Raw genomic sequence first — 20774 nt, 5'->3', positions numbered from 1 at the left:
CGCATGAAATCCCTTGAGGACGCCCTGACGCCCGCGGACGTCGTGGCGGCCAACGCACTCACCAAGCGCTGGCTCCTCTCCGGCGACGACGTCCCCGCGGCCGCATCAGGACTCGGGGTCTGGGCGCTTCTCGCCGTCCTCGCGACCGGCGCGGTCGAGGACACCGAGGAGGAACTGCTCGCCGCCCTCGGCATCCCCGCCGAGCGTGCCGCGGCTGTTCCCGCCGCGCTTCTGGATGGTCTTCGCGCCACCGAGTCCATCCGCCTGGCCGTCGCCGCCTGGGCCGACGCGACCCTCATGCTCGACGCCGACTGGGTCGCTTCGCTGCCCGCCGACGTGGTCGGCGTCTTCACCGGCGACGCCGTCGCCGACGAGGCCGCGCTCGACGCCTGGGCCGCCCGCAACACCCAGGGCCTCATCGAGAAGATGCCCCTCGACCTCGACGCCACCGTCATGCTCGTCCTCGCCAGCGCGCTCTCCGTTCGCACCGAGTGGCTCACCACGTTCGAGAACCACTACGACCGCATCGCCGAAGGCCCATGGGCGCATTTCGACCGGCCGAAGCTCCTCACCGCCGAATACTGCGAGCCGGTGCTCCGCGTGGGCGCGAACGCGTCCGTGCTCACCGTCCCCGGCGAGGACGATGTGGACGTGCTCCTCGCGATCGGCCGCCCGGACACGACCCCCAGCGAGGTCGCGGCCCGACTGCTCGCCGCCGCGAACGACCCTGACTGGGGCCGCGCGGCCGCCGACCTCGCCCCGGGCGGGACCGGCCCTGGCGTGCGCGTCGTCGAAACCTACGAAGCGCATCCGCAGACCGCGCCCGAGACGATCGCCTACACGGCCGCGTTCGAGGTCGCCGCGGACCTCGACCTCCTCACCGACGCCGGGGCGCTCGGCCTCGAACTCGCCTCCGATTTGGACCTCGCGCGTTTCGACCGCCTCGCCGCCCAGGCCCTGTACGTCTCCCAGGCCAAGCAGACCTGCGTCGCGTCCTTCGACGCCACCGGTTTCGACGCCGCCGCAGTGACCGGGTTCGGCATGGCCTTCATGGGCGGCCTGCCCCCCGAACCTGAGCAGACCCACAGGCATGTCAAGGCCGTCGTCTCCTTCGACCGACCCTTCGCCTACCTCGCCAGGCACCGCCCGACCGGTCTGGTGCTCGTCGCGGGCTGGGTCGCCGAGCCGGCACTTCATTGACCTTGGCGCAGCGTGCCTTCGCGCCGCTCGAAGTCGCAACCCCGCGTTAGCATCTGTGCATGAACCCCCTTGAGGACACCTTGACGCCCGCCGATGTCGCGGCCGCGAACGAACTCACTCGGCGCTGGTTCGCTTTCCGTGCCGAGATGCCCGCTGCGGCTTCGGGATTGGGGGTCTGGCCGCTGCTCGCCGTGCTCGCTACCGGCGCTTCCGGGGAGACGCAAGAGGAGCTGCTTGCGGCTGCGGGCCTCGATGCCGCTCGCGCCGCCGCGCTTCCCGCGGTGCTGCTCGACACCGTCCGTTCGATGCCCGCGATCCGCATCGCCCTCGCGGCCTGGGCCGGTTCCCGCGTCACGCTCGATCCCGATTGGGTCGATGGGCTGCCGGTCGACGTCGTCGGGGCGCTCACCGGGGATCACGCCGCCGACAAGGCCGCGCTCGACGCCTGGGCCTCGGACAACACCGACGGGCTCATCGACCGGATGCCGCTCGAATTGGACGATTCGATCCTGCTCGTCCTCGCGAGCGCGCTGCTGGTGCGCACCACCTGGACCACCGAGTTCGCGGCCATGCCCATAACCTTCGGGTCGGGGCCCTGGAAGGGGCTCGGCTTCGAGTCGCTCAACGCCACCTACCACCAGGACGTGCTCCGCGTCGGCGAGGACGCCTCCGTGCTCACCGTCGCCGGGACCGACGACATCGACGTGCTCCTCGGCCTCGGCCAAGAGAACCTCGACCCCCGGGCGGTCTTCGCCCACCTCTACGAGGCCGCCGTCGACCCGGCCTGGGGCCGATCCTCCACCGAACTGGCCCCAGGAGAGCGGGGCGTCGGCGTCGAGGTCGTCGAGTACGTCAGCCCGTTCCCCCAGACCACGCCCGAAGTCGCGGCCCGGACCGTCGCCTTCGAACTCGACGCCGAACTCGACCTCAAGACCGACGCGGCAGCACTCGGTCTCACGCTTGCCTCCGACGAGGACCGCGCCCGCTTCGACCGCCTCTGCGCGCAGCCGCTCTACGTGAGCCGCGCCAAGCAGGCCTGCACCGCGATCTTCAGCGCGACCGGATTCGAAGCCGCCGCGGTGACCGCCATGGGCATGGCCATGGCAGGCGCGGCACCGCAGCCCGCAGAGCACCGGCACGTCCTCGCGAAGATCGCGTTCGACCGGCCCTTCGCCTATCTCGCCAGGCACCGCCCGACCGGCCTGGTGCTCGTCGGCGGCTGGGTCGCCGAACCCGCGCGACCCTGACGCCCGGGCGCGCTCCTTGTCGGTTCGGTCGCTGCGCCCGCGCCGAGGAGGTGGCTCGCCGCCCGGCCCTACCGTCTCCGAGCCCGCTCCGTACGGTGCCACCGCGCCCGATCCCGTTCGCCCGCAACCTACTCCGGCAGCGGCGCCCCGTGCCAAGTCCAATCCGAACCCCGCCGCTCGAACCCGTCCAGCTCACCGCGGCCCGTGGCCCACAACAGCGTCGGCCACGGGTCCGTACCGGTCGGCGCCTCCGGGAACAACCGCGCCAGCGCCGGAGCCACCAGCTCCGCGGGCGGCGAGCACTCCACCCCGAGCCCGGTCGCGATGTCGAACGCGTGCGCCAGCGTCTCCACGACGCCCATCGCCGCGAACCCCTCCGGGTCGGCCGTGCCCCAGACGTGGAACGCCCGCGCCGAATCGGGCCGGGTCTCGACCACCGCCGACACCAGCCCGCCCACGTTGAGCAGCACCGCGAGCCCCGCCTCCGGCCCCAGCTCCCGGTCGGTGACGATCGGCAGCGGCCGGTCCCCGCCGCGATCCCACAGGATCGACGGCCGCCACTCCTCCGGCACCGGCGGCGCCAGGCGGAACGCGTACGAGAACACGCCGTTGTTCAAGTGGTCCAACGCGTCCCAGCAGTCGCAGTCCATCGGCCCGGCCCGGTTCCCCCACGCCTCCTCCGGTGCGCCCCGCAGCGCCTCCGCGGTGAACGCCACCGCCGCCTCGACCATCGCACCAGTCACCCGAGTTCTCGTCATGACCGGACCCTAACGGCCCGCCGCCGCTCTCGCAACGTCCTCATTCGCCCTGCCACGCGTACCAGAGCTCGGCGTAGATCCCGCTCGCGGCGAGCAACTCGTCATGCGTCCCGGACTCGGCGATCCGCCCCGCCTCGACCACCGCGATCCGGTCGGCCGAGGCCGCCGCCTGCAACTGGTGCGCGATCGCGATCACCGTGCGGCCCGCGAGCGCCGCCGCCAGCGCCGCCTCGACCCGGCCCGCGCTGGCCGGGTCGATCCCGGCGGTGGCCTCGTCGAGGATCACGATGTCGGGGTCGGCGATCACCACGCGCGCGAGCGCGATCTGCTGCGCCTCGGCCGTGGACAGCTTCCGGTGCTCGTCGCCGAGCATCGTCTCCAGTCCTTCGCCGAGCGCCCAGCCCGCGTCGACGCGGCGCAGCGCCTCCTCCAGGCGGGCGTCGTCGGCGTCGGGCGCGGCCAGGATCAGGTTGTCCCGCAAGGTCGCGGTGAACACGTAATGCTCCTGGGTCACCAGCACCACGTGGCGGCGCAGCTCCTCGACCCCGATGTCGGCCACGGGCACGCCGCCGAGCGTCGCGGTCCCGGTGCGGGGCCGGTCGATCCCGGCCAGGAGCCGCGCGATGGTCGACTTCCCGGCCCCCGAGGGACCGACCACCACGAGCCGCTCGCCCGGCTCGGGGCGCAGGCTCAGCCCGTGCAGCACGTCGGGGCCGTCCCCGTACCCGAACGTGACCTCGTCCAGGCGCAGCTCGGTCCCGGATGGAACCGCGGTGCGCGGCTCGGTCCCGATGAGGTTGACGCCCTCGATGCGCGCGAGCGCGGCCCCGCCCTGCTGGAACTCGCCGAGCTGCGTCATCACGGCGTTGGTGGGGTTGGCGATTCGCACGGCCACGGTGATCCCGGCGATCGCGGTGCCCAGGGTCATCGAACCCTGGAAGTACGCGAACCCGGCCGCGAGCACCACGATGAGCAGCTGCCCGCGGTTGATCATGAGCAGCTTCGTGAAGAAGCTCGTCTGGAGCCTGACGACCCGCATGTACCTGTCGGCCATGCTCTGCCCGCGCGCGTACCCGATCTCGCGCCGCTCCTCTTGGAGCGCGAGGGAGGCCACGGTGCGCGCGCCCGACCCGGACGCGCTGAGCGTCTCGGCCGACTCGCTCATCGCGGCCCGCTGCGCCAAGAACGCGGGCGCGGTCCGCCTCAGGTAGCGCCGGGCGCTCAGGTACAGCGGCGGCACGGTGACCAGCGAGACGAGACCGAGGAACGGGTCGACCACGAACACGGCCGCGTATAGCACGATCACCTCGATGAGCGTGGTCGCGACCGTGGGTCCGTTGTCGCGCAGCATGTCGGCGACGGTGTTGACGTCGGAGGCCGTCCGCGTCCCCAGGTCCCCGCGCCCGGCGCGCTCGACCTGGACCAGCGGCAGCGTGAGCACGCGCCGCACCACCGACTCGCGCAGCCGCGCGGCGGCCCGCTCCCCGAACCGGTAGCCCGAGCGCCGCCCGAGCCGCGAGAGCACCAGCTGCACGGCCACGCACCCGAGGATCACCAGGCACACGGCGTTGATCCGCCCGATGCTCCAGTCGGCCCGCAGGCCGTCCACGACCAGCCCGAGCAGGATCGGCACGGCCACGCTGAACGCGGCCGCGAAGAAGTACAGGACCAGCACCATGACGGCCCGCCCGCGGTCGGCCGCGAGCAGCCGCCCCACGGCCCGCCGCACCTCGGCGGGCGAGGCCACTGGCAGCCGCCCCTCGGCAGCGGCGGGCGGTGGCGTGTCGCCGGAGGCCGCTTCCCCTCGTCTCGCAGTCCCGTTCGCGCCCATCGACTTCGCTCCGCTTCCCGCTCGACGCGCCATCATTCGCCCCCGCCCGAAGCGAGCGCCCCGCCTGTCCGCGCCGCCCGCCGGTCTCGGTTCGCGCTCCGCCCCAGGCCGTTCGTGTGCCGATCCATCACGCGCCCCCATGCGAGGCCAGGGCCCGGTACGCCGGGTCCGCGAGCAGTTCGTGGTGCGTCCCGGTCGCGTGGACCTTGCCCTCGACCATCCACACCACCCGGTCGGCGTGCGCGAGCCACAGCGGTGAGGCCGTCACCACCACCGTCGTGCGCCCGGCGCGCAGCTCGGCGCATCGAGCCGTGAGCACCGATTCGGTGTGCGCATCCACAGCGGACGTGGGCTCGACCGCGAGCAGCGTCTCAGGCTTGGCCGCCAGTGCCCGCGCCAGGCGCAGCCGCTGCCGCTGGCCCCCCGAGAGGTTCCGCCCGCCCTCCTCGATCCAGGCGTCGAACCTGGAGCCGAGGCTCGTGAGCACGTCCTCGGCGCACGCGGCCGCGATCGCCTCGCGCGCTTCGCCTTCGCCGACCCGCAGCGTGGCCGCGAGCGTCCCGGCGAACACGTAGTCCTCGTTGGTGAGCAGCATGATCCGCTCCCGCACCTCGTCGAGCGCGTACTCCTCCAGCGCGTGCCCGCCCCACTGCGCCTCGGAGTCCCTATAGCGCGCAAGGCGTTCGCACACTTCGGCGGCCGGTGCGGTCTCGGCGGTCACGACCACCGTCAAAGAGCCCACCGGCACGGTCAGGCCCGAGTCGGGGTCGCGCAGTTCGCCGCCGGAGCCGCGGATCGTCCCGGTGTCGGCGAGGTCGGGCTCCAAGTTGAGCATCCGCACCACCCGTTTGCCCGCGACCCAGGACGCGACCAGGTAGTTCGCCGAGGACACGAAGTTCCCCGAGACCGCGATGAAGATCGTGGCGAAGCTGAACGCCGACGCCAGCCCGCCGATGCTGATCGACCCGTGTGCGGCCAAGAGCGCGCCGACCCAGGTGATCGCCGCGACGAACACGATCGGCATCGAGGTGCGCAGCGCGTGGATCCACGAACTCGAATTCGCCACCTCGTATCCGTTGCGCCGCAGCTCATCCGAGCGCTGCCCGTACCGGGCCGCGAAGAGCACGTCGCCGCCGATGCCGCGCAGCACCCGCAGGCCGCCGACGATGTCGGCCGCGTGCGCGGTGAGCTCGCCGATCTTGGCCCGGTAGTCCGACTGCCTTTGCTGGAGCCGCCCCAAGAGCGGCCCGGCGATGAGCGCGGTGACCAGGCCGCCGCTGATGAGCACCACTCCCAGCAGCGGGTGGATCGACCACACCAGGAGCGAACCGACGATGAACATCGTCAGGTTGTTGACCACGAACCCGATCTCGGCGACTGCCCGCGCCGCGCGCCGCGTGTCCTCGCTGGGCAGGTTCACCAGCTCCCCGGCCGAGACCCGCTCCCGCACGACCGGCCCGACCGCGTTGAGCCGGTCGGTCAGGTCGCGCACGATCTCGCGCTGGTTGCGCGCCTCGACCGTGGCGAACTGCCGGAACCCGTTGGCCCACAGGACCGGCTGCGCGACCACGAGCACCGCGGTGACGGCCGTCCACAGCGCGAAGTCTTCGATCGAGCGGGCGATGAGCCCCTCGTCGATGATCTTCCCGATCATCCACATCTGCGGCATCGAGCAGCAGGCCGAGCACACGTACAGCGCGGCGCCGAGCGCGAACCGCCGTCGGCCAGAGCGCGCTTGCCGCAGGAACAGCCGCATCGGCGTGAGCGGCCCGGGACTGGGGGAGGGCATGTGTCCGAAGCTTACCTGCCGACCGGCTGTGACGCCTCCTCGTTTCCGGCTCGCTTCGCAGTCGTGCCGTCACGCAGCGTGGATTTCCGTGCGCGCCGGTTTGCGTTGCGCCGCTTCGGGGAACCCGTTCCGTCCACCATCGACACAACTTCGATGGGGAAGGAGTGGTCATGCCCATCGTCGCCACGCGGCACCGTCCGCTTATCGTGCACGTCATCACCATCGTGTTCGGGCTCATCGCCCTGATCATCCTGCTGCACCTCGCGTTCGTGCTCCTCGAAGCCAACACCGCCAACCCGTTGGTCGCGTTCTTCGCCGACCTGGCGAACTGGTTCTCGTGGCTGTTCCGCGACATGTTCACCGTGGACGACCCCAAGGTCCGCGCGGTCGTCAACTACGGCCTCGCCGCCCTGGTCTACCTCGCCATCGGCGGCGCCGTCTCGGGCGTCGGCCGCCGCTGGGGCACTTGAGGATCCGACGGACAGGGCCCGGCCGCGCAAAGCGGCCGGGCCTTCACCTCGTCTGCGGTCGGTAGGCGGCCACCACGAGGACCGCGAGCGAGGCGGTGAGCCCGCCGAGCACCATGACCGCCGACGGCGAGCCCCGGTCCACCACCGCGCCGCCGAGCAGCGCCCCGAGTGAGATGGTGGCCTGGAACGACGCGGTGAACAGCACGCCCGCGACTTCGGGATTCGCCGCGGCCCTGGCGAACCACGTCTGCGAACAGACCGGGACGCCGCCGTAGGCCGCGCCCCACAGGACGAGGAGCGCGATCGCCCCGCCGAGGTCCTGCCCGAGCACCGGCAGCAGCACCGTCCCGGCCGCGATCACGCCTGCGGTGGCCCCGAACGTGGCCCGCGGCCACCGCGCCACGGCCGTGCCGCACACGAGGTTCCCGGCGATCCCGGCCACGCCGTAGACCAGCAGCGCCCCCGTGACGACGGCCGGCCCGGCCCCGGTGACCTGTTCGAGGAACGGCGTGATGTACGTGTACGCCCCGAAGTGGGCCAGCACGATGAGGAACGTCGCGGCCAGCGCGAAGCGCGTCCCGGTGTGTTTCAGCGTCCGCCCCAGCAACCCCAGTCGGGTCGCCTGCGCAGGAGGCAGCGCGGGCAGCGTGAGCAGCAGCGCCGCGAGCACGGCGGCGCTGAGGATCCCGAGTACCACGAACGCCGTGCGCCACCCGGCGAACTGCCCGATGAGCGTCCCGGCCGGGACGCCGAGCACCGACCCGAGCGGCACCGCCGAGAAGATCACGGCCGCAGCGCGTGCGGTCGAAGCAGCGGGCACGAGCCTGCTCGCCAGGCCCGCGCCGATCGACCAGAACCCGCCGATCGTCAGTCCCACGAGCACCCGTGAGGCGAGCAGCACCCAGTAACCGGTGGCCGCCGCGGCCATGAAGTTGGCGACCGCGAGCAGCAGGATGAACGCGCACAACATCATCCGTCGGTCGAAGCGCGCCGTCGCGGCGGTCACGAGCGGCGCGGCGACGGCCGCGAGGAGGCCCGGCATGGTCATCATCAGCCCGGCCATCCCGTCCGAGACGGTGAAGTCCGCGCCGATCGAGGTCAGCAATCCGATGGGAAGGATCTCGGTGGTCACGATGGCGAAGATCCCCATCATCACCGCGATCACCGCGGGCCAGCGGGCGGCGGTCTCCATCGGTGCGGGCGCGGTCTGGGCCGCGGTGTCGGTGTGCACGAGTCGGCGTCCTGTCTCGAGGTCGGGTGCGGTGAGCACGCACAACCTCACCAGGACGCGCCGCCCGATGCTGGCCGGCGAACGACGTCAACCGTTATTCAACCAACTGGTTGACAACGATCGCGCTTCGGAGTAGCGTCGTATTCAACCGAGCGGTTGAGGAGGATTCTTGGACGACAGCTCGATGCGGCTCGACCGGGCGTTCGCGGCGCTCGCCGATCCGATCCGACGCGATCTGGTGGCCCGGCTGGCCGTGTCCGACGCGACCGTGGGCCAGCTGGCCGAGCCCTACGAATGCAGTCTCCAGGCGATTTCCAAGCACGTGAAGGTGCTCGAAGAGGCCGGGCTGGTGACCCGCAGCAGGGACGCGCAGCGCAGGCCCGTCCACCTGCACGCCGAGACGTTCGACCTGATGACGCAGTGGATCGAACGCTACCGCCGCGAAGCTGAGGAACGCTACAGCCGCCTCGACGCCCTGCTGGCCCGCACGGCCGACGACGAGGGGCGAACCGACTTGACGAAGGACGCATCATGACCCAGCACCAGACCGAGATCACTGCGGACCCGAAGACGCCGACGATCGAGATCACGAGGGAGTTCGACGCCCCGCCCGAGCGGCTGTTCCGCGCCCACGTCGACCCCGACCTCTACGCCCAGTGGGTCGGGCCGCGCTCGATCACCACGCGCATCACCCGCTGGGACGCCCGGACCGGCGGCGAATGGGCCTTCGCCAACGACCGCGACGGCGAGGAGATCGCCGCCTTCTACGGCAGCTTCCACCAGGTGCGCGAGAACGAGCGGATCGTGTGGACCTTCACCTACGAGGGCGAACCCGACGGCGTCGCCCTGGAGACCCTGGTCTTCGAACCGCTCGAAGGCGGGCGCACGCGCCTGCGGGTCCTGAGTGTGGTGGGGGACTTCGCGACCCGCGACGGCATCCTCGCCAGCGGCATGGAGGTTGGCGTCGACGAGGGCTACGACAAACTCGACGAGCTCCTCGGCGAGGTCCCGGACGACCCCTCCGGGCGGCACGCGCACGACGCGGCCGTATTCACCTCGTTGGTCGAGTCCGCCACCGCCGAGGACTGGTCGCGTCCCAGCCCGGTCGCGGAATGGACCGCCCTGGACGTGGTGAAGCACCTGGTCGAGTGGTCCCGAAGTTTCCTCAAGGGCGCCGGGATCGAACTGGAGCCCTTGGACGTCGAGGCCGACCCTGCCGCCGCCTGGCGTCGGCACGTCGCCGACATCCAGTCCATCGTCGACGCCCCCGCCGGGCGTGTGCTCAGCAACCCCCACACCGGCGACAAACCCGTGGACGAGGCGATCGACCAGTTCTACACCGGGGACGTCTGGATGCACTCGTGGGACCTGGCCAAAGCGCTCGGCCGCGAACCGGAACTGGGCCAGGAGCGCTGCCGCGCCGCGCTCGCGGCCATGCGGCCGATCGAGCAGATGCTGCGCGACAGCGGCCAGTTCGGTCCCGCCCGAGCCGTCGCCGACGACGCCTCCCCGCAGCACCGGCTCGCGGCGTTCATCGGCCGCGACCCCGCCTGGAAGCCGGAAGGCTGAGCCGACGCGAAACGGGACCGGCCGCAATGCGGCCGGTCCCGTCGTCGTCCCCGGATCAGTCGGCGTCCCGCATCCGCAGGAGCTTACGTGCCTCCACTGTGGATATCGCGGGCCGCTGTGCCAGTTCCGCCGCCGCCGCGGCGCGGGCCACGAGTTGGTCGTTGCCCTTCACCGGTTGCCTGCGAGCGAACGAAACGGTGTCCTCCATGCCGACGCGCAGGTGCCCGCCGTGCGCGAGCGAGGCGTACATGACCGGCAGCGTGGTGCGCCCGATCCCGGTGGCGGAGAACGTGGTCCCCTCCGGCAGGTACCGGCGCACGGCCTCGGCGAACGCGGTCACCGTGGACGCGTCCCCGGCCGCGCCGCCGGGCACACCGAGCACGAAGTCCACGTGGACGTGCTCGCCGAACGGCAGCCCGTGCTGATCGAGCAGCCGCGCCAGCGACGCCACGTGCCCGAGGTCGAACAGCTCGTACTCGGGCACCACGGCCCGGTCGATCATCCGGGCGTGGAGCTCGGTGATGAAGTCCCAGCGGTTGGTGAACACGTCGGGGCCGAAGTTCACCGTGCCCATCGTGCACGAGGCCATGTCCGGTTCGGCGTCGAGCACGGCCAGCCGCGCCGCCTCGCCGTCGCGCACCGACCCGCCGGTCGACAACTGCACGATCAGGTCCGTCGTGTCCCTCAGGGCCGCGACGGCGTCGCGCAGCCGCACCGGGTCGAGCGTCGGCTTCGCGTCGTCGTCCCGCAGGTGCACGTGGATGATCGAGGCCCCGGCCCGCTCGCACGCGACCGCGGTCGCCACGAGTTCGTCGAGCGTGACCGGCAGCGCCGGGACCTCGCCCTTGTCGACTTCGGCCCCGGTGGGGGCCACCGTGATGAGGGTCCCGCTCACCCGACCTCCGCCGCCTCGTCCTGGCGCGCGGCGGCCTGCCGCGAGCGCGCCGCTGCCTCGTTCCCGGCCTCGCGCACCGCCACGGGCGGGTGCATGTTGCCCCACCACTGCTGCCCGGCCTTGGGCAGCGTGTCGATCGGGTCGTAGAACGGGTAGCGCCGGGTGAGCGCGTCGGGGTCGTCGGCCTCGATCGAGGTCCGGTAGTTCTTGGTCCAGTACGAGATCCCCAGCTCGCGGTCGTACTCGGAGAGCTGGTGGACCCAGCGCTTCCCGACCATCGGCACGTCGCAGATGATCCGCGGGGTCGCGTACCCGGGCAGGTAGCCCATGATCGCGGTCTGGAGCTCCTGCGCCTGCGCCACCGAGGTCCGCCAGTGCTCGGCGTTGGGGATCATGTCGCACATGTAGAAGTAGTACGGCAGGATGTTCGCCTCGCCCTGCATCGCGAAGCACAGGTCGAGCAGGTCGGCCTGGGTGTCGTTGATGCCCCTCATGAGCACGCCTTGGTTGCGCACGTCGCGCACGCCCGCGTCGAGCATCGCCGCGGCCGCCTTCGCCACGGTCGGGGTCACCGAGTTGACGTGGTTGATGTGCGTGTGGATCGCCAGGTTCACGCCGCGTTCGGCGGCGGTCTTGGCGATGCGGCCCATACCGTCGACGATCTCGTCCTGGAGCCAGTGCTGCGGCAGCCCCATGAGCGCCTTGGTTGCCAGGCGGATGTCGCGGATGGTCTCGACGTCGAGCAGGCGCTCGAGGAACCGCTCCAGCTGGCGCCACGGCAGGTTCGCCACGTCGCCGCCGGAGACCACCACGTCCCGCACGCCCGGGTGCGTCTCCAGGTATTCGAGGATCGCGCTCTGGCGGTCGACGGGTTTGAGCGCGAGCCTGCGCTTGTCGACCGTCGGCGTGGAGTTGCCGACCAGGTCCATGCGGGTGCAGTGCCCGCAGTACTGCGGACAGGTCGAGAGGAGCTCGGCGAGGACCTTCGTGGGGTAGCGGTGGGTCAGGCCCTCCACGGCCCACATGTCGTGCTCGTGCAGCGAGTCGCGGCCCGAGAACGGGTGCGAGGGCCAGTCGGTGCGCCGGTCCGAGGCCACCGGGAGCATGTAGCGGCGCACCGGGTCGGACAGGAACGCGTCGGTCCACGAGCCCGCCGAGGTCTCCTCGATGCCGGGCACCATCGTGTTGAGCATCTGCGGCGGCAGGAGCATCGACATCGTGGCCGAATTCGCCATGTCCGCTTCGAGGTCGGCGAAGAACGACTCGTCGAGCCGGTCGCCCACCACCTCCCGCAGCTGCTTGACGTTCTTGACGCAGTGGACCCGCTGCCACTGCGCCGAGGCCCAGTCGGCTTCGGTCACGTCCGCCCAGCCCGGGAACCGCGTCCAGTCCGGCTCCACCAGCTCCCGCCTGCGGTACTGGTAGGGCTGCTCGATCTGGACGGGTGCGCTCACGCCCGAAGGTCGATCCGACACCTTCTCACCTCCATGTCCGGGATGGTGTCCCGGGGAAAGCCTGCGGACGGGGATGGCCGTCCTTGTGACGAGGATAACCTTCCGTTACTGTAGTGCGCTAGGTCCCGCATATTGAGACTCAATAAAGACCCTGCTACCAGAAGGGCGGCAACGATGTCGACAGGCTCACCGGTCGGATCGCACCGAGTCGTCAATCCCGCCGGAGCGCTGCCACAAGCGGCCGAACGGCTCGATCCCGACCCCGAGATCGCCGACGACGAGGTGAGGATCGCGATCGAGCGCCTCAACCTCGACGCGGCCTCCTTCCGGCAACTGCGCACCGCCCACGGCGGGGACGGCGCGGCCGTCCGCGCCGAAGTGCTCGACATCGTCCAGCGCCGCGGCAAGATGCACAACCCCGTCACCGGCTCCGGCGGTATGCTCATCGGCACCGTCGACGCCGTCGGACCCCGCTCCCCGCTCGGCCTCAAGGTCGGCCAGAAGGTCGCCACCCTCGTCTCGCTCACCCTCACCCCGCTGCGCATCACCGACGGCCTCGCCGCCTGGGACGGCGCCTCCGAGCAGGTCCCCGCCGAAGGCCACGCGATCCTCTTCGGCCGCTCCATTGCCGCCGTCCTCCCCGCGGACCTGCCCGAACCGGTCGCGCTCGCCGTGCTCGACGTGTGCGGCGCGCCCGCCCTCGTGCGCCGCGTCGTGGCCCGCCGCCCCCACGCGGCCACCACCGTGGCCGTCCTCGGCGCGGCCGGCAAGTCCGGGTCGCTCTCGCTCGCCGCCGCCCGCGACGCCCACGCCGCCACCGTCCTCGCGGTCGTCCGCACCGAGGACGAAGCGGCACGGCTGCGCGGTACCGGCCTCGCCGACCGCATCACCGTCGCCGACGCCACCGACCCGCTCGGCCTCGCCGAAGCCGTCACCGCCGCCCTCGACGGCCGCGGCGCGGACGTCACCGTGGTCTGCGTCGACGTCCCCGGCTGCGAGCACGGCGCGATCCTCGCCACCGCCACCGGCGGCACCGTGGTGTTCTTCTCCATGGCCACCTCCTTCCCCGCCGCCGCGCTCGGCGCCGAAGGCCTCGCGGCCGACGTCGAGATGCTCATCGGCAACGGCTACGTCCCCGGCCACGCCGACTACGCGCTCCACCTCGTCGACTCCCACCCGGCGCTCGCCGAGCTCTTCACCACCCGCGTCGGCGAACCCGAGGAGGCCCGATGACCGCGCTGCTCCCGCTCGACCCCGAACAGGTCGCCCTCGCCCGCCGCCTCGCCGCCCGCGCCGCGCAACCCGTCGTCGACCTCGCCCGCAGCCACACCACCGTCTCGGTCGAGCGCGCCACCCTGCGCCTCGCCGGACTCACCGGCGCCGACCCCGACGGCATCCCCTGGGTCAACCGCATCGCCGACGCCGTCGCCGACCAGATCGGCATCGAGCACGGCATCGCCCTCCCCGTCTTCCACGCGCTCGCCGACCACCCCGACCTCACCCGCCTCGCCCACGCCGCCGCCGCGGGCGGCGCGCGCTTCACCCTCCCCACCGGCACAGCGGCCGAAGCGGCCCGCGAAAGGGCACGGGCCGCCATCGGGGCCGGCTTCGACCGCATCGACGCCTCCCGCGCCCGCCGCGACCAGCTCGTGGGCGAGATCGGCGACCCGCCCCAGCGCCCCTGGATCTACCTCATCGTCGCCACCGGCGACATCTACGAGGACATCCCGCAGGCCCAGGCCGCCGCCAAAGCCGGAGCCGACGTCATCGCCGTCATCCGCTCCACCGGCCAGTCCCTCCTCGACTACGTTCCCGAAGGGGCCACCCGCGAAGGCTTCGCCGGGACCTACGCCACCGGCGAGAACTTCCGCCTCATGAGAGCCGCCCTCGACGAGACCTCCCGCGAGGTCGGCCGCTACATCCGCCTCACCAACTACGCCTCGGGGCTCTGCATGCCCGAGATTGCCGCGCTGGCGGGCATGCACCGGCTCGACATGATGCTCAACGACTCGATGTACGGCATCCTGTTCCGCGACATCAACCCGATCCGCACCTTTGTCGACCAGCGCTTCTCGCGCCAGGTCCACGCCCGGGCCGGGATCATCATCAACACCGGCGAGGACAACTACCTCACCACCGCCGACGCGGTCGAGGCCGCGCACACCGTGACCGTCTCGCAGCTGCTCAACGAGCGCTTCGCCCATGAGGCGAGCCTGCCCGACCACCTGCTCGGCCTCGGGCACGCGTTCGAGATCAACCCCGAAGTGCCCGAGTCGTTCCGGCTCGAACTCGCGCACGCGCTCCTGGCCCGTCAGCTGTTCCCCGACGCGCCGCTCAAGTGGATGCCGCCGACCAAGCACATGACCGGCGACGTGTTCCGCGGCAACCTCCTCGACGGGTTCTTCAACCTCGCCGGGGTCATGACCGGGCAGTCGATCCTCCTGGTGGGCATGATGACCGAAGCGGTCGTCACCCCCTGGATCTCCGACCGCGACATCGCCCTCCAGAACGTGCGGTACGTCCTCAGCGCCTGCGCCGGGCTCGCCGAGGACTTCCACCCGCCCGCCGACGGCTTCATCGCGGGGCGTGCGAACCACGTCCTCGGCGAAGCGGTCGAACTGCTGGAGAAGATCGTCGACGATGGCCTGCTCAACGCCATCGCCGACGGCACCTTCGGCATCATGAAGCGCCCCGCCGACGGCGGCCGCGGCCTCGACGGCGTCGCCAAGCGCGCCGAGGGTTACTGGAACCCGGCCACCGAGATCCTGGATGGAGGCGAGCAGTGAGCCGCATCGTCCGCCCCTACGGCGACACCACCGGCGACGGCATGGTGCAGATGTCCTTCACCCTGCCGATCCCGCACGACAAACGCGCCGAGGGCGCGGCCCTCCAACTCGCCGCCAAGATGGGCCTCGACGGCGCGATGCTCGTCCACGCCAAGGCCATCGGCGAGTCCTACACGTTCTTCGTGGTCTACGGCGCGACCACCCACCTGGTGAACCTGGACGAGGTCAAGGTCGTCGAGCGCGACTTCCCCCACATGAGCCCCAAAGAAGTCAACGACGCCGTACGCGAGAAGCTCGGCCGCAAGCTCACCGTCGTGGGCGCGTGCATCGGCACCGACGCGCACACCGTCGGCATCGACGCGATCCTCAACATCAAGGGCGTCGCGGGGGAGAAGGGCCTGGAGTACTACCGCGAACTGCGCGTGGTCAACCTGGGCGCGCAAGTCGCCGTCCCCGACCTGGTCAATCGCGCCGTCGACGAGCAGGCCGACGCGGTCCTGGTCAGCCAAGTGGTCACCCAGAAGGACGCCCACCTGCACAACACCCGCGAGATGTCCGCGGCCTTCCGCGAGGCCCTGCCCCCGGGCAAGCGCCCGCTCCTGGTCGTCGGCGGCCCCCGCTTCGACGAGAACGCCGCCGCCGACCTCGGCGTCGACCGCATCTTCAGCCGCGGCACCATGCCCTCCGACGTCGCCTCCTTCCTCGTCCACCGGCTCGTGTTCTCGAACCGGACCGAACCGCAGACGACCGAGCCTTCGAACGGAACCACAGCATGACCGACCACAACGGCACCGCCGTCACCCACCGCCGCTACATCCCCTACAGCCACGCCCATTACGGCGGCGACCTGGTCGACGGCGCCTACGGACTCGGCATGTTCGGCGACGTGGCCACGGAACTGTGCATCCTCACCGACGGCGACGAAGGACTGTTCGCGTCCTATGCGGACGTACAGTTCAAGGCCCCGGTGCGGGCCGGCGACGTGGTCGAGGCGACGGCAACGGTAGTGCGCACGGGAAAGCGAAGCCGCACCGTCGAATTCGTACTGAAGGTCGTCTGCCGGGCCCAGCCCGACAAGGGCGCCTCGGTCGCACAGGTCCTGGACGAGCCGATCATCGCGACCACGGCAACGGGCACGGTGGTGGTGCCGTGACCGGCACGGCTCGGGGACGAGGCGTCGAAGGTGCCGACCGAACGGCGGCGACGATCGCCCACGGGCGGCGGCCCAGGCGGGGCGGCGCCCGGGCTGCGAGAGCGGCCGTTCGCGCCGACCGTCACGATGCGGATGGCTCGGCTGCGAACGGCGTCGTCCAGCGGAGCGGTGCCGCCTGCGACATGACGGCGATCGACCGCCGAGCCTTCAGATGGCGTCGCAGGCGGGACGGCGTGCGCGCCGTGGTCCGGACGGAGGCGTGCGTGGCCGCCTGCGCTGACTGTCACGATGCGGATGGCGCCGCCGCGAACGCGGTCGTCCCACGGAGCGGTGCCGACCACGGCATGACGGCGATCGACCGCCGCGCCCGCGGACGACGTCGCATGCAGTGCGGCGTGCCCGCCGCGATCCGAACCGCTGCGAGTACGGCCGCCCGCGCTGACCGCCACGATCGCTCCTCGCAGCGCGGCGGCGACCGCGAAGCGACGCCGATCGCTCGCGGTGGCGTGAACGGGACCGACTCGGGGCCGGACAGTGTCGGCCGTGAACGCTGCGGTGCGCGCCTCGCAGGTCGGACAGCCGCGGTCACGGCCGCCTGCCGCACCGCCGGCTGCCGCCACCGGGATCGCTGCGCCGCGGATCTTCGCGCCGCTCGTCCTCGCCGTCTTCCTTCCCGCCTCTCGAACCCGCCGGGAGCCACGCGATGACCAGTGCCGTCGTCTGCGTCGACGTCGGGTCGACCTACACCAAGGCCGCCGTCGTCGACGCCGACAGCGGGGCCCTCCTCGGGGCCGCCTCGCATCCGACCACGCTCGCCACCGACGTCATGGAAGGCCTCGACAACGCCCTCGCCGCAGCACTTCCCAAGGGCGTCAACGTCATCGACACGCTCGTGTGCTCCTCGGCCGGAGGGGGCCTGCGCCTCGGCGTCATCGGCAACGAACCGCTCGTCACCGCCCGCGCCGCCTACCGGGCCGGGCTCAGCGCCGGGGCCCGCGTGGTCGACGTGCGCGCCGGGCACCTCACCGCCGCCGACTTCGACGCGCTCGCCGCCGCCCGGCCCGACGTGCTCCTCCTCGCCGGGGGCACCGACGGCGGCGACGACACCGTCCTTCTCGCCCACGCCGCCGACCTCGCCGCCTCCGGCCTGCGCACCCCGGTCGTCCTCGCGGGCAACGCCAGCGCCGCCCCCGAGGTCACCGCCCTCCTGGGCGCCGCCGACATCCCCGTCACCGCAGTCGGCAACGTCCTGCCCCGCATCGGCGCGCTCGACCCCGTCCCCGCCCGCACCGCCCTGCGCGAAGTCTTCCTCCACCACGTCATCGCCGGAAAGCACCTCTCGGCCAGCGCCGACTTCACCCGCATGGTCAAGGCCGCCACCCCCGACGCGGTCCTCACCGGCGTCGAGACCCTCGCCGAACTCGTCGCCGACGACCTCCTCGTGGTCGACGTCGGCGGCGCGACCACCGACGTCTACTCCGTGCTCACCCCCGACGCCGAACTCCAAGGCCCCCGCGCCGAAGTCGCCGGGACCGCCTGGCGCTCGCGCACCGTCGAAGGCGACCTCGGCGTGCGCCACACCGCCGTCGGCATCACCGAAGCCGCCGAGGAAGAGGACCTGCCGGTCTCCTGGACCCTCCCCGAGGCCGCGCGCCTGCGCGCCGCCGACCCCGGTCTGCGCACCGACGACCTCGCCGACGACGCCGAACTCACCGCGCTGGCCGCCCGCGTCGCGGTGCGCCGCCACGCGCGCGGCGAACGCATCGGCGGCCCGACCGAGCCGCTGCGCGGCGGCAAGGACCTCGCGGCCGTGGGCCTGGTGATCGGCTCGGGCGGCATCCTGCGCCGCGACCCGGACGCCGTCGAGCTCCTGCGCGAAGCGGTCGGCGGCGACACCTCCGGCGGGGTCCGCCCGCCGAAGGACGCGAGGTTCGCGATCGACGCCGACTACCGCCTGGCCCCGGCGGGCCTCCTGGCGGCCGAGGGCCGCACCGACCTCGCCGCGCGCCTCCTCGCCGATATCTAGGCGGTGTTTGCGCCCCTCGCGCCGATTAGCCCGCTCGCTTCGTTGTCGGCCTTCCCGATCCAACACCGGTATCGGGAAGGCCTTCTGCGACCTCGGCGACGCTTGCGAGCCGTATACGAGCCCAGCGAGCGAACGAATGGACTCCGATACCGACTCGCCGCGAGTTCCCAAACCCGCCCTAGCCGTTCGCACGCCGGCCCGAGGCGACCTGTCCCCAGGTCGCCCGCCCTCATCCGGTGGCCCCCGCGCCGCCTGAGGCGACCGTCCGAGCCCGGGTCGCAGCGGACACCGACGGCCCCGCTTCGCGGGCCCGCAGCGCCTCCGGCCTCCTCAGTCCTTGCGTGTCCCACACTGCCGTCGGCCCCTGACGATCGCGTCGGAGGCGGGCGGGGTGGGTGTACGGTCTGGTGCGTATCCCGCACAAAAGGAGTGATCAACAGTGGACGTGGAGCGCACCGAGCTGCCCGGAATCGGCGTGCGATTCGAATTCGAGACCAAGCGCCATGTACGCCTCGGCATAGTCGCCCACCGCGAAGGCCGCCGCGACTTCGTCATCTACGATCCTGACGATCCCGATTCGATGCTCGACTGCATCGTGTTCTCGGCCGACGAGTCTGCCGCGATCGGCGAGCTCCTCGGCGGCGCCCGGATCGTCGAGAAGCTCAACCGGCTCCACCACGAGATCGACAACCTCGTCTCCCGCCAGCTGCTCGTGGACGCCACCAGCCCTTACGCCGAGCGCCCTCTCGGTGACACCCGCGCCCGCACCCGCACCGGCGCCTCCATCGTCGCGATCGTGCGCTCCGACGGCGTCGAGACCGGACCCGCCCCCTCGGCCACCCTGCACGTCGGCGACCGGCTCGTGACGATCGGAACGCAGGAGGCGGTCGACGCGGTCGAGAGAATCCTGCGGGGGCTCGAATAGTGCACGACACTGTAGAGCTCCTCCTCGAACTGGGCGTCCTCATCGGCGCCCTCGGACTGCTCGGCGCGTTCGCCGGGCGGTACGGCATCTCGGCGATCCCCCTCTACCTCCTCGCGGGCCTGGCGTTCGGGCACGGCGGCGTCTACGAGATGCACGCCATCACCGGTTTCCTCGACGTCGGCGCCGAAGTCGGCGTCGTCCTCCTGCTGTTCACCCTCGGCCTCGAATACACCCCGCGCGAACTGCTCGGCACCATGAAGACCTCGTGGACCGGCGCGGTGGTCGACCTGGTCCTCAACGCCACCCCCGGCGTGCTCTGCGCGCTGCTGCTGGGCTGGGGCCCGGTGGCCGCGGTCGTGTTCGGCGGCGTCACCTACGTGTCCTCCTCGGGCATCATCGCGAAGGTCCTCACCGACCTCGGCTGGCTCGGCAACCGCGAGACCCCCACGATCCTCGCGCTGCTCGTGGCCGAGGACCTGGTCATGGCCCTGTACCTGCCGATCCTCACCACGATCCTGGCCGGGCTCGCGTTCGCGCAGGCCGCGGTCGGCCTCGGCGTGGCGCTGCTTGCGGTCGCCGCGGCGTTCCTGGTCGCCTCCCGGTTCGGCGGGCTGCTCTCGCGGTTCCTCGCCTCGCCCAGCGACGAGATCCTCATGCTCAAGGTCATGGGCATCGTCCTGGTCGTGGCCGGACTCGCCGAGAAGGTCCACGTCTCGGCCGCCGTCGGCGCGTTCATCGTCGGCATGGCGCTCTCCGGCGAGGTCTCGCGCCAAGCCGAGGAGACTCTGGAGCCGCTCAAGAACCTGTTCGCGGCGATCTTCTTCGTCAACTTCGGTTTGGAGACCGATCCGACGGCGCTGCCACCGGTGCTCCCGGTCGCGATCACGCTCGCGGTCTGCACGATCGCCACGAAGTTCGCCACCGGCTGGTGGGCCGCCGAACGCAGCGGCTCGATGTTCACCGGCAAGCTCAGAGCCGGCCTCGTGCTGCTGCCACGAGGCGAGTTCTCGATCGTCATCGCAGGCCTTGGCGTCACCGCCGGACTCAATCCGCAACTGGGCTCGGTCGCCGCCGCCTACGTGCTCATCCTCGCCGCCCTCGGCCCGATCGCCCCCCGCCTCGCGGGCCCGATCGTCGCCAAGCGCCGCAGGCAGGCGAGAGCCAAACGCCTGGCCGAAGCCGCGAACACCTGACGAAGAGCCCGGTCGGCCCCAACCGACCGGGCTTTCGCACTCACCTCGCGCACGCCTGACCAGCCGTTTCGAGTGCGGTGGCGAGCGCCACCGCACCCGAACGGGTGACTCGCCCGCTCCGGGGCCCGATTTCTGTCGTACCCCTCGGCGATGATCAGCGCATAGTCCCCTGGGTGGGTGGGGGTTTGGGATGGCAGTCGGCCTCAAGCCCCCCAGTGCCCGCGACCGGAGTGAATACTGCGACAGC

Annotated in this window: 17 protein-coding genes and 2 pseudogenes; 13 read left to right on the top strand and 6 right to left on the bottom strand. The window is 71.8% G+C overall.

From position 1 onward, the window contains the following. The first annotated feature begins 3 nt into the window (after nt 1–3). Together AB0B28_RS10120 and AB0B28_RS10115 are read left to right on the top strand one after the other, a co-directional pair. Nucleotides 4–1200 carry a serpin family protein gene (locus tag AB0B28_RS10120; RefSeq protein ID WP_360119236.1) on the top strand — a complete coding sequence of 399 codons (1197 nt, stop codon included), beginning with the start codon at nt 4–6 and terminating at the stop codon, nt 1198–1200. A gap of 59 nt (nt 1201–1259) precedes the next feature. Continuing rightward, the gene (locus AB0B28_RS10115) at nt 1260–2447 is read left to right on the top strand and encodes a serpin family protein (protein WP_360119234.1); all 1188 of its coding nucleotides are present in this window, start codon (nt 1260–1262) and stop codon (nt 2445–2447) included. Between the two features lie 128 nt (nt 2448–2575). Here AB0B28_RS10115 and AB0B28_RS10110 read toward each other — a convergent pair whose 3' ends face one another. The 3 genes from AB0B28_RS10110 to AB0B28_RS10100 form a co-directional block, all read right to left on the bottom strand. Beyond that, nucleotides 2576–3205: a hypothetical protein gene (locus tag AB0B28_RS10110; RefSeq protein WP_360119232.1), complete on the bottom strand. Its 630-nt coding sequence runs from the start codon at nt 3203–3205 to the stop codon at nt 2576–2578. Nucleotides 3206–3245: 40 nt separating this feature from the next. Next, complete coding sequence (locus AB0B28_RS10105) at nt 3246–4952, bottom strand: ABC transporter ATP-binding protein (RefSeq protein WP_360119230.1); 1707 nt, start codon at nt 4950–4952, stop codon at nt 3246–3248. A 211-nt stretch (nt 4953–5163) separates the two neighbouring features. Then, a complete protein-coding gene (locus AB0B28_RS10100; protein WP_360119228.1) occupies nt 5164–6825 on the bottom strand; it encodes an ABC transporter ATP-binding protein in 1662 nt (553 codons plus the stop codon). Between the two features lie 170 nt (nt 6826–6995). On the opposite strand from AB0B28_RS10100, the gene AB0B28_RS10095 reads away from it, so the two are divergent. Further along, nucleotides 6996–7295 carry a hypothetical protein gene (locus AB0B28_RS10095; protein ID WP_360119227.1) on the top strand — a complete coding sequence of 100 codons (300 nt, stop codon included), beginning with the start codon at nt 6996–6998 and terminating at the stop codon, nt 7293–7295. Between the two features lie 43 nt (nt 7296–7338). Here AB0B28_RS10095 and AB0B28_RS10090 read toward each other — a convergent pair whose 3' ends face one another. Next, nucleotides 7339–8487, bottom strand: a complete 1149-nt coding sequence (locus AB0B28_RS10090; protein ID WP_360119501.1) for an MFS transporter — start codon at nt 8485–8487, stop codon at nt 7339–7341. Nucleotides 8488–8695: 208 nt separating this feature from the next. Here AB0B28_RS10090 and AB0B28_RS10085 point away from each other — a divergent pair, with 208 nt between their 5' ends. The 3 genes and pseudogenes from AB0B28_RS10085 to AB0B28_RS10075 all read left to right on the top strand — a co-directional run. Further along, on the top strand, nt 8696–9061 hold the full coding sequence (locus AB0B28_RS10085) for a metalloregulator ArsR/SmtB family transcription factor (protein WP_360119225.1): 366 nt from the start codon (nt 8696–8698) through the stop codon (nt 9059–9061). Next, a pseudogene (locus AB0B28_RS10080) lies at nt 9058–9531 on the top strand (SRPBCC family protein); the annotation flags it as partial. The gene AB0B28_RS10085 and the pseudogene AB0B28_RS10080, both read left to right, overlap by 4 nt. A 12-nt stretch (nt 9532–9543) precedes the next feature. Continuing rightward, nucleotides 9544–10095, top strand: a pseudogene (locus AB0B28_RS10075) (TIGR03086 family metal-binding protein); the annotation flags it as partial. Nucleotides 10096–10150: 55 nt separating this feature from the next. Here AB0B28_RS10075 and AB0B28_RS10070 read toward each other — a convergent pair. Both AB0B28_RS10070 and AB0B28_RS10065 read right to left on the bottom strand, forming a co-directional pair. Next, on the bottom strand, nt 10151–10990 hold the full coding sequence (locus tag AB0B28_RS10070) for a 3-keto-5-aminohexanoate cleavage protein (protein ID WP_360119223.1): 840 nt from the start codon (nt 10988–10990) through the stop codon (nt 10151–10153). Then, on the bottom strand, nt 10987–12444 hold the full coding sequence (locus AB0B28_RS10065; RefSeq protein WP_360119221.1) for a lysine 2,3-aminomutase: 1458 nt from the start codon (nt 12442–12444) through the stop codon (nt 10987–10989). Before AB0B28_RS10065 ends, AB0B28_RS10070 begins: the two co-directional genes overlap by 4 nt. 174 nt (nt 12445–12618) lie before the next feature. Between AB0B28_RS10065 and AB0B28_RS10060 the strand changes: the two genes are divergently transcribed. From AB0B28_RS10060 to AB0B28_RS10030, 7 genes are all read left to right on the top strand, one after another. Then, nucleotides 12619–13677 (top strand): hypothetical protein, encoded by a 1059-nt coding sequence (locus AB0B28_RS10060; protein WP_360119219.1) that lies wholly within the window; start codon nt 12619–12621, stop codon nt 13675–13677. After that, on the top strand, nt 13674–15230 hold the full coding sequence (locus AB0B28_RS10055) for a lysine 5,6-aminomutase subunit alpha (RefSeq protein ID WP_360119217.1): 1557 nt from the start codon (nt 13674–13676) through the stop codon (nt 15228–15230). Before AB0B28_RS10060 ends, AB0B28_RS10055 begins: the two co-directional genes overlap by 4 nt. Then, nucleotides 15227–16006, top strand: a complete 780-nt coding sequence (locus AB0B28_RS10050; RefSeq protein ID WP_360119215.1) for an OAM dimerization domain-containing protein — start codon at nt 15227–15229, stop codon at nt 16004–16006. The genes AB0B28_RS10055 and AB0B28_RS10050 overlap by 4 nt, the downstream gene beginning before the upstream one ends. Beyond that, the gene (locus AB0B28_RS10045) at nt 16003–16383 is read left to right on the top strand and encodes a hotdog domain-containing protein (RefSeq protein ID WP_360119213.1); all 381 of its coding nucleotides are present in this window, start codon (nt 16003–16005) and stop codon (nt 16381–16383) included. Before AB0B28_RS10050 ends, AB0B28_RS10045 begins: the two co-directional genes overlap by 4 nt. A 703-nt stretch (nt 16384–17086) precedes the next feature. Further along, on the top strand, nt 17087–18409 hold the full coding sequence (locus AB0B28_RS10040) for a glutamate mutase L (RefSeq protein ID WP_360119211.1): 1323 nt from the start codon (nt 17087–17089) through the stop codon (nt 18407–18409). Between the two features lie 439 nt (nt 18410–18848). Further along, a complete protein-coding gene (locus tag AB0B28_RS10035; protein WP_360119209.1) occupies nt 18849–19334 on the top strand; it encodes a TrkA C-terminal domain-containing protein in 486 nt (161 codons plus the stop codon). Further along, nucleotides 19334–20527: a cation:proton antiporter gene (locus AB0B28_RS10030; RefSeq protein ID WP_360119207.1), complete on the top strand. Its 1194-nt coding sequence runs from the start codon at nt 19334–19336 to the stop codon at nt 20525–20527. The genes AB0B28_RS10035 and AB0B28_RS10030 overlap by 1 nt, the downstream gene beginning before the upstream one ends. The last annotated feature ends 247 nt before the right edge of the window (nt 20528–20774 follow it).

This window comes from Glycomyces sp. NPDC046736, from assembly GCF_040645615.1.
GTDB lineage: Bacteria > Actinomycetota > Actinomycetes > Mycobacteriales > Micromonosporaceae > Glycomyces.
Note: the sequence above shows the minus strand (reverse complement) of the source record. Positions and strands in the feature narration are given on the sequence as shown.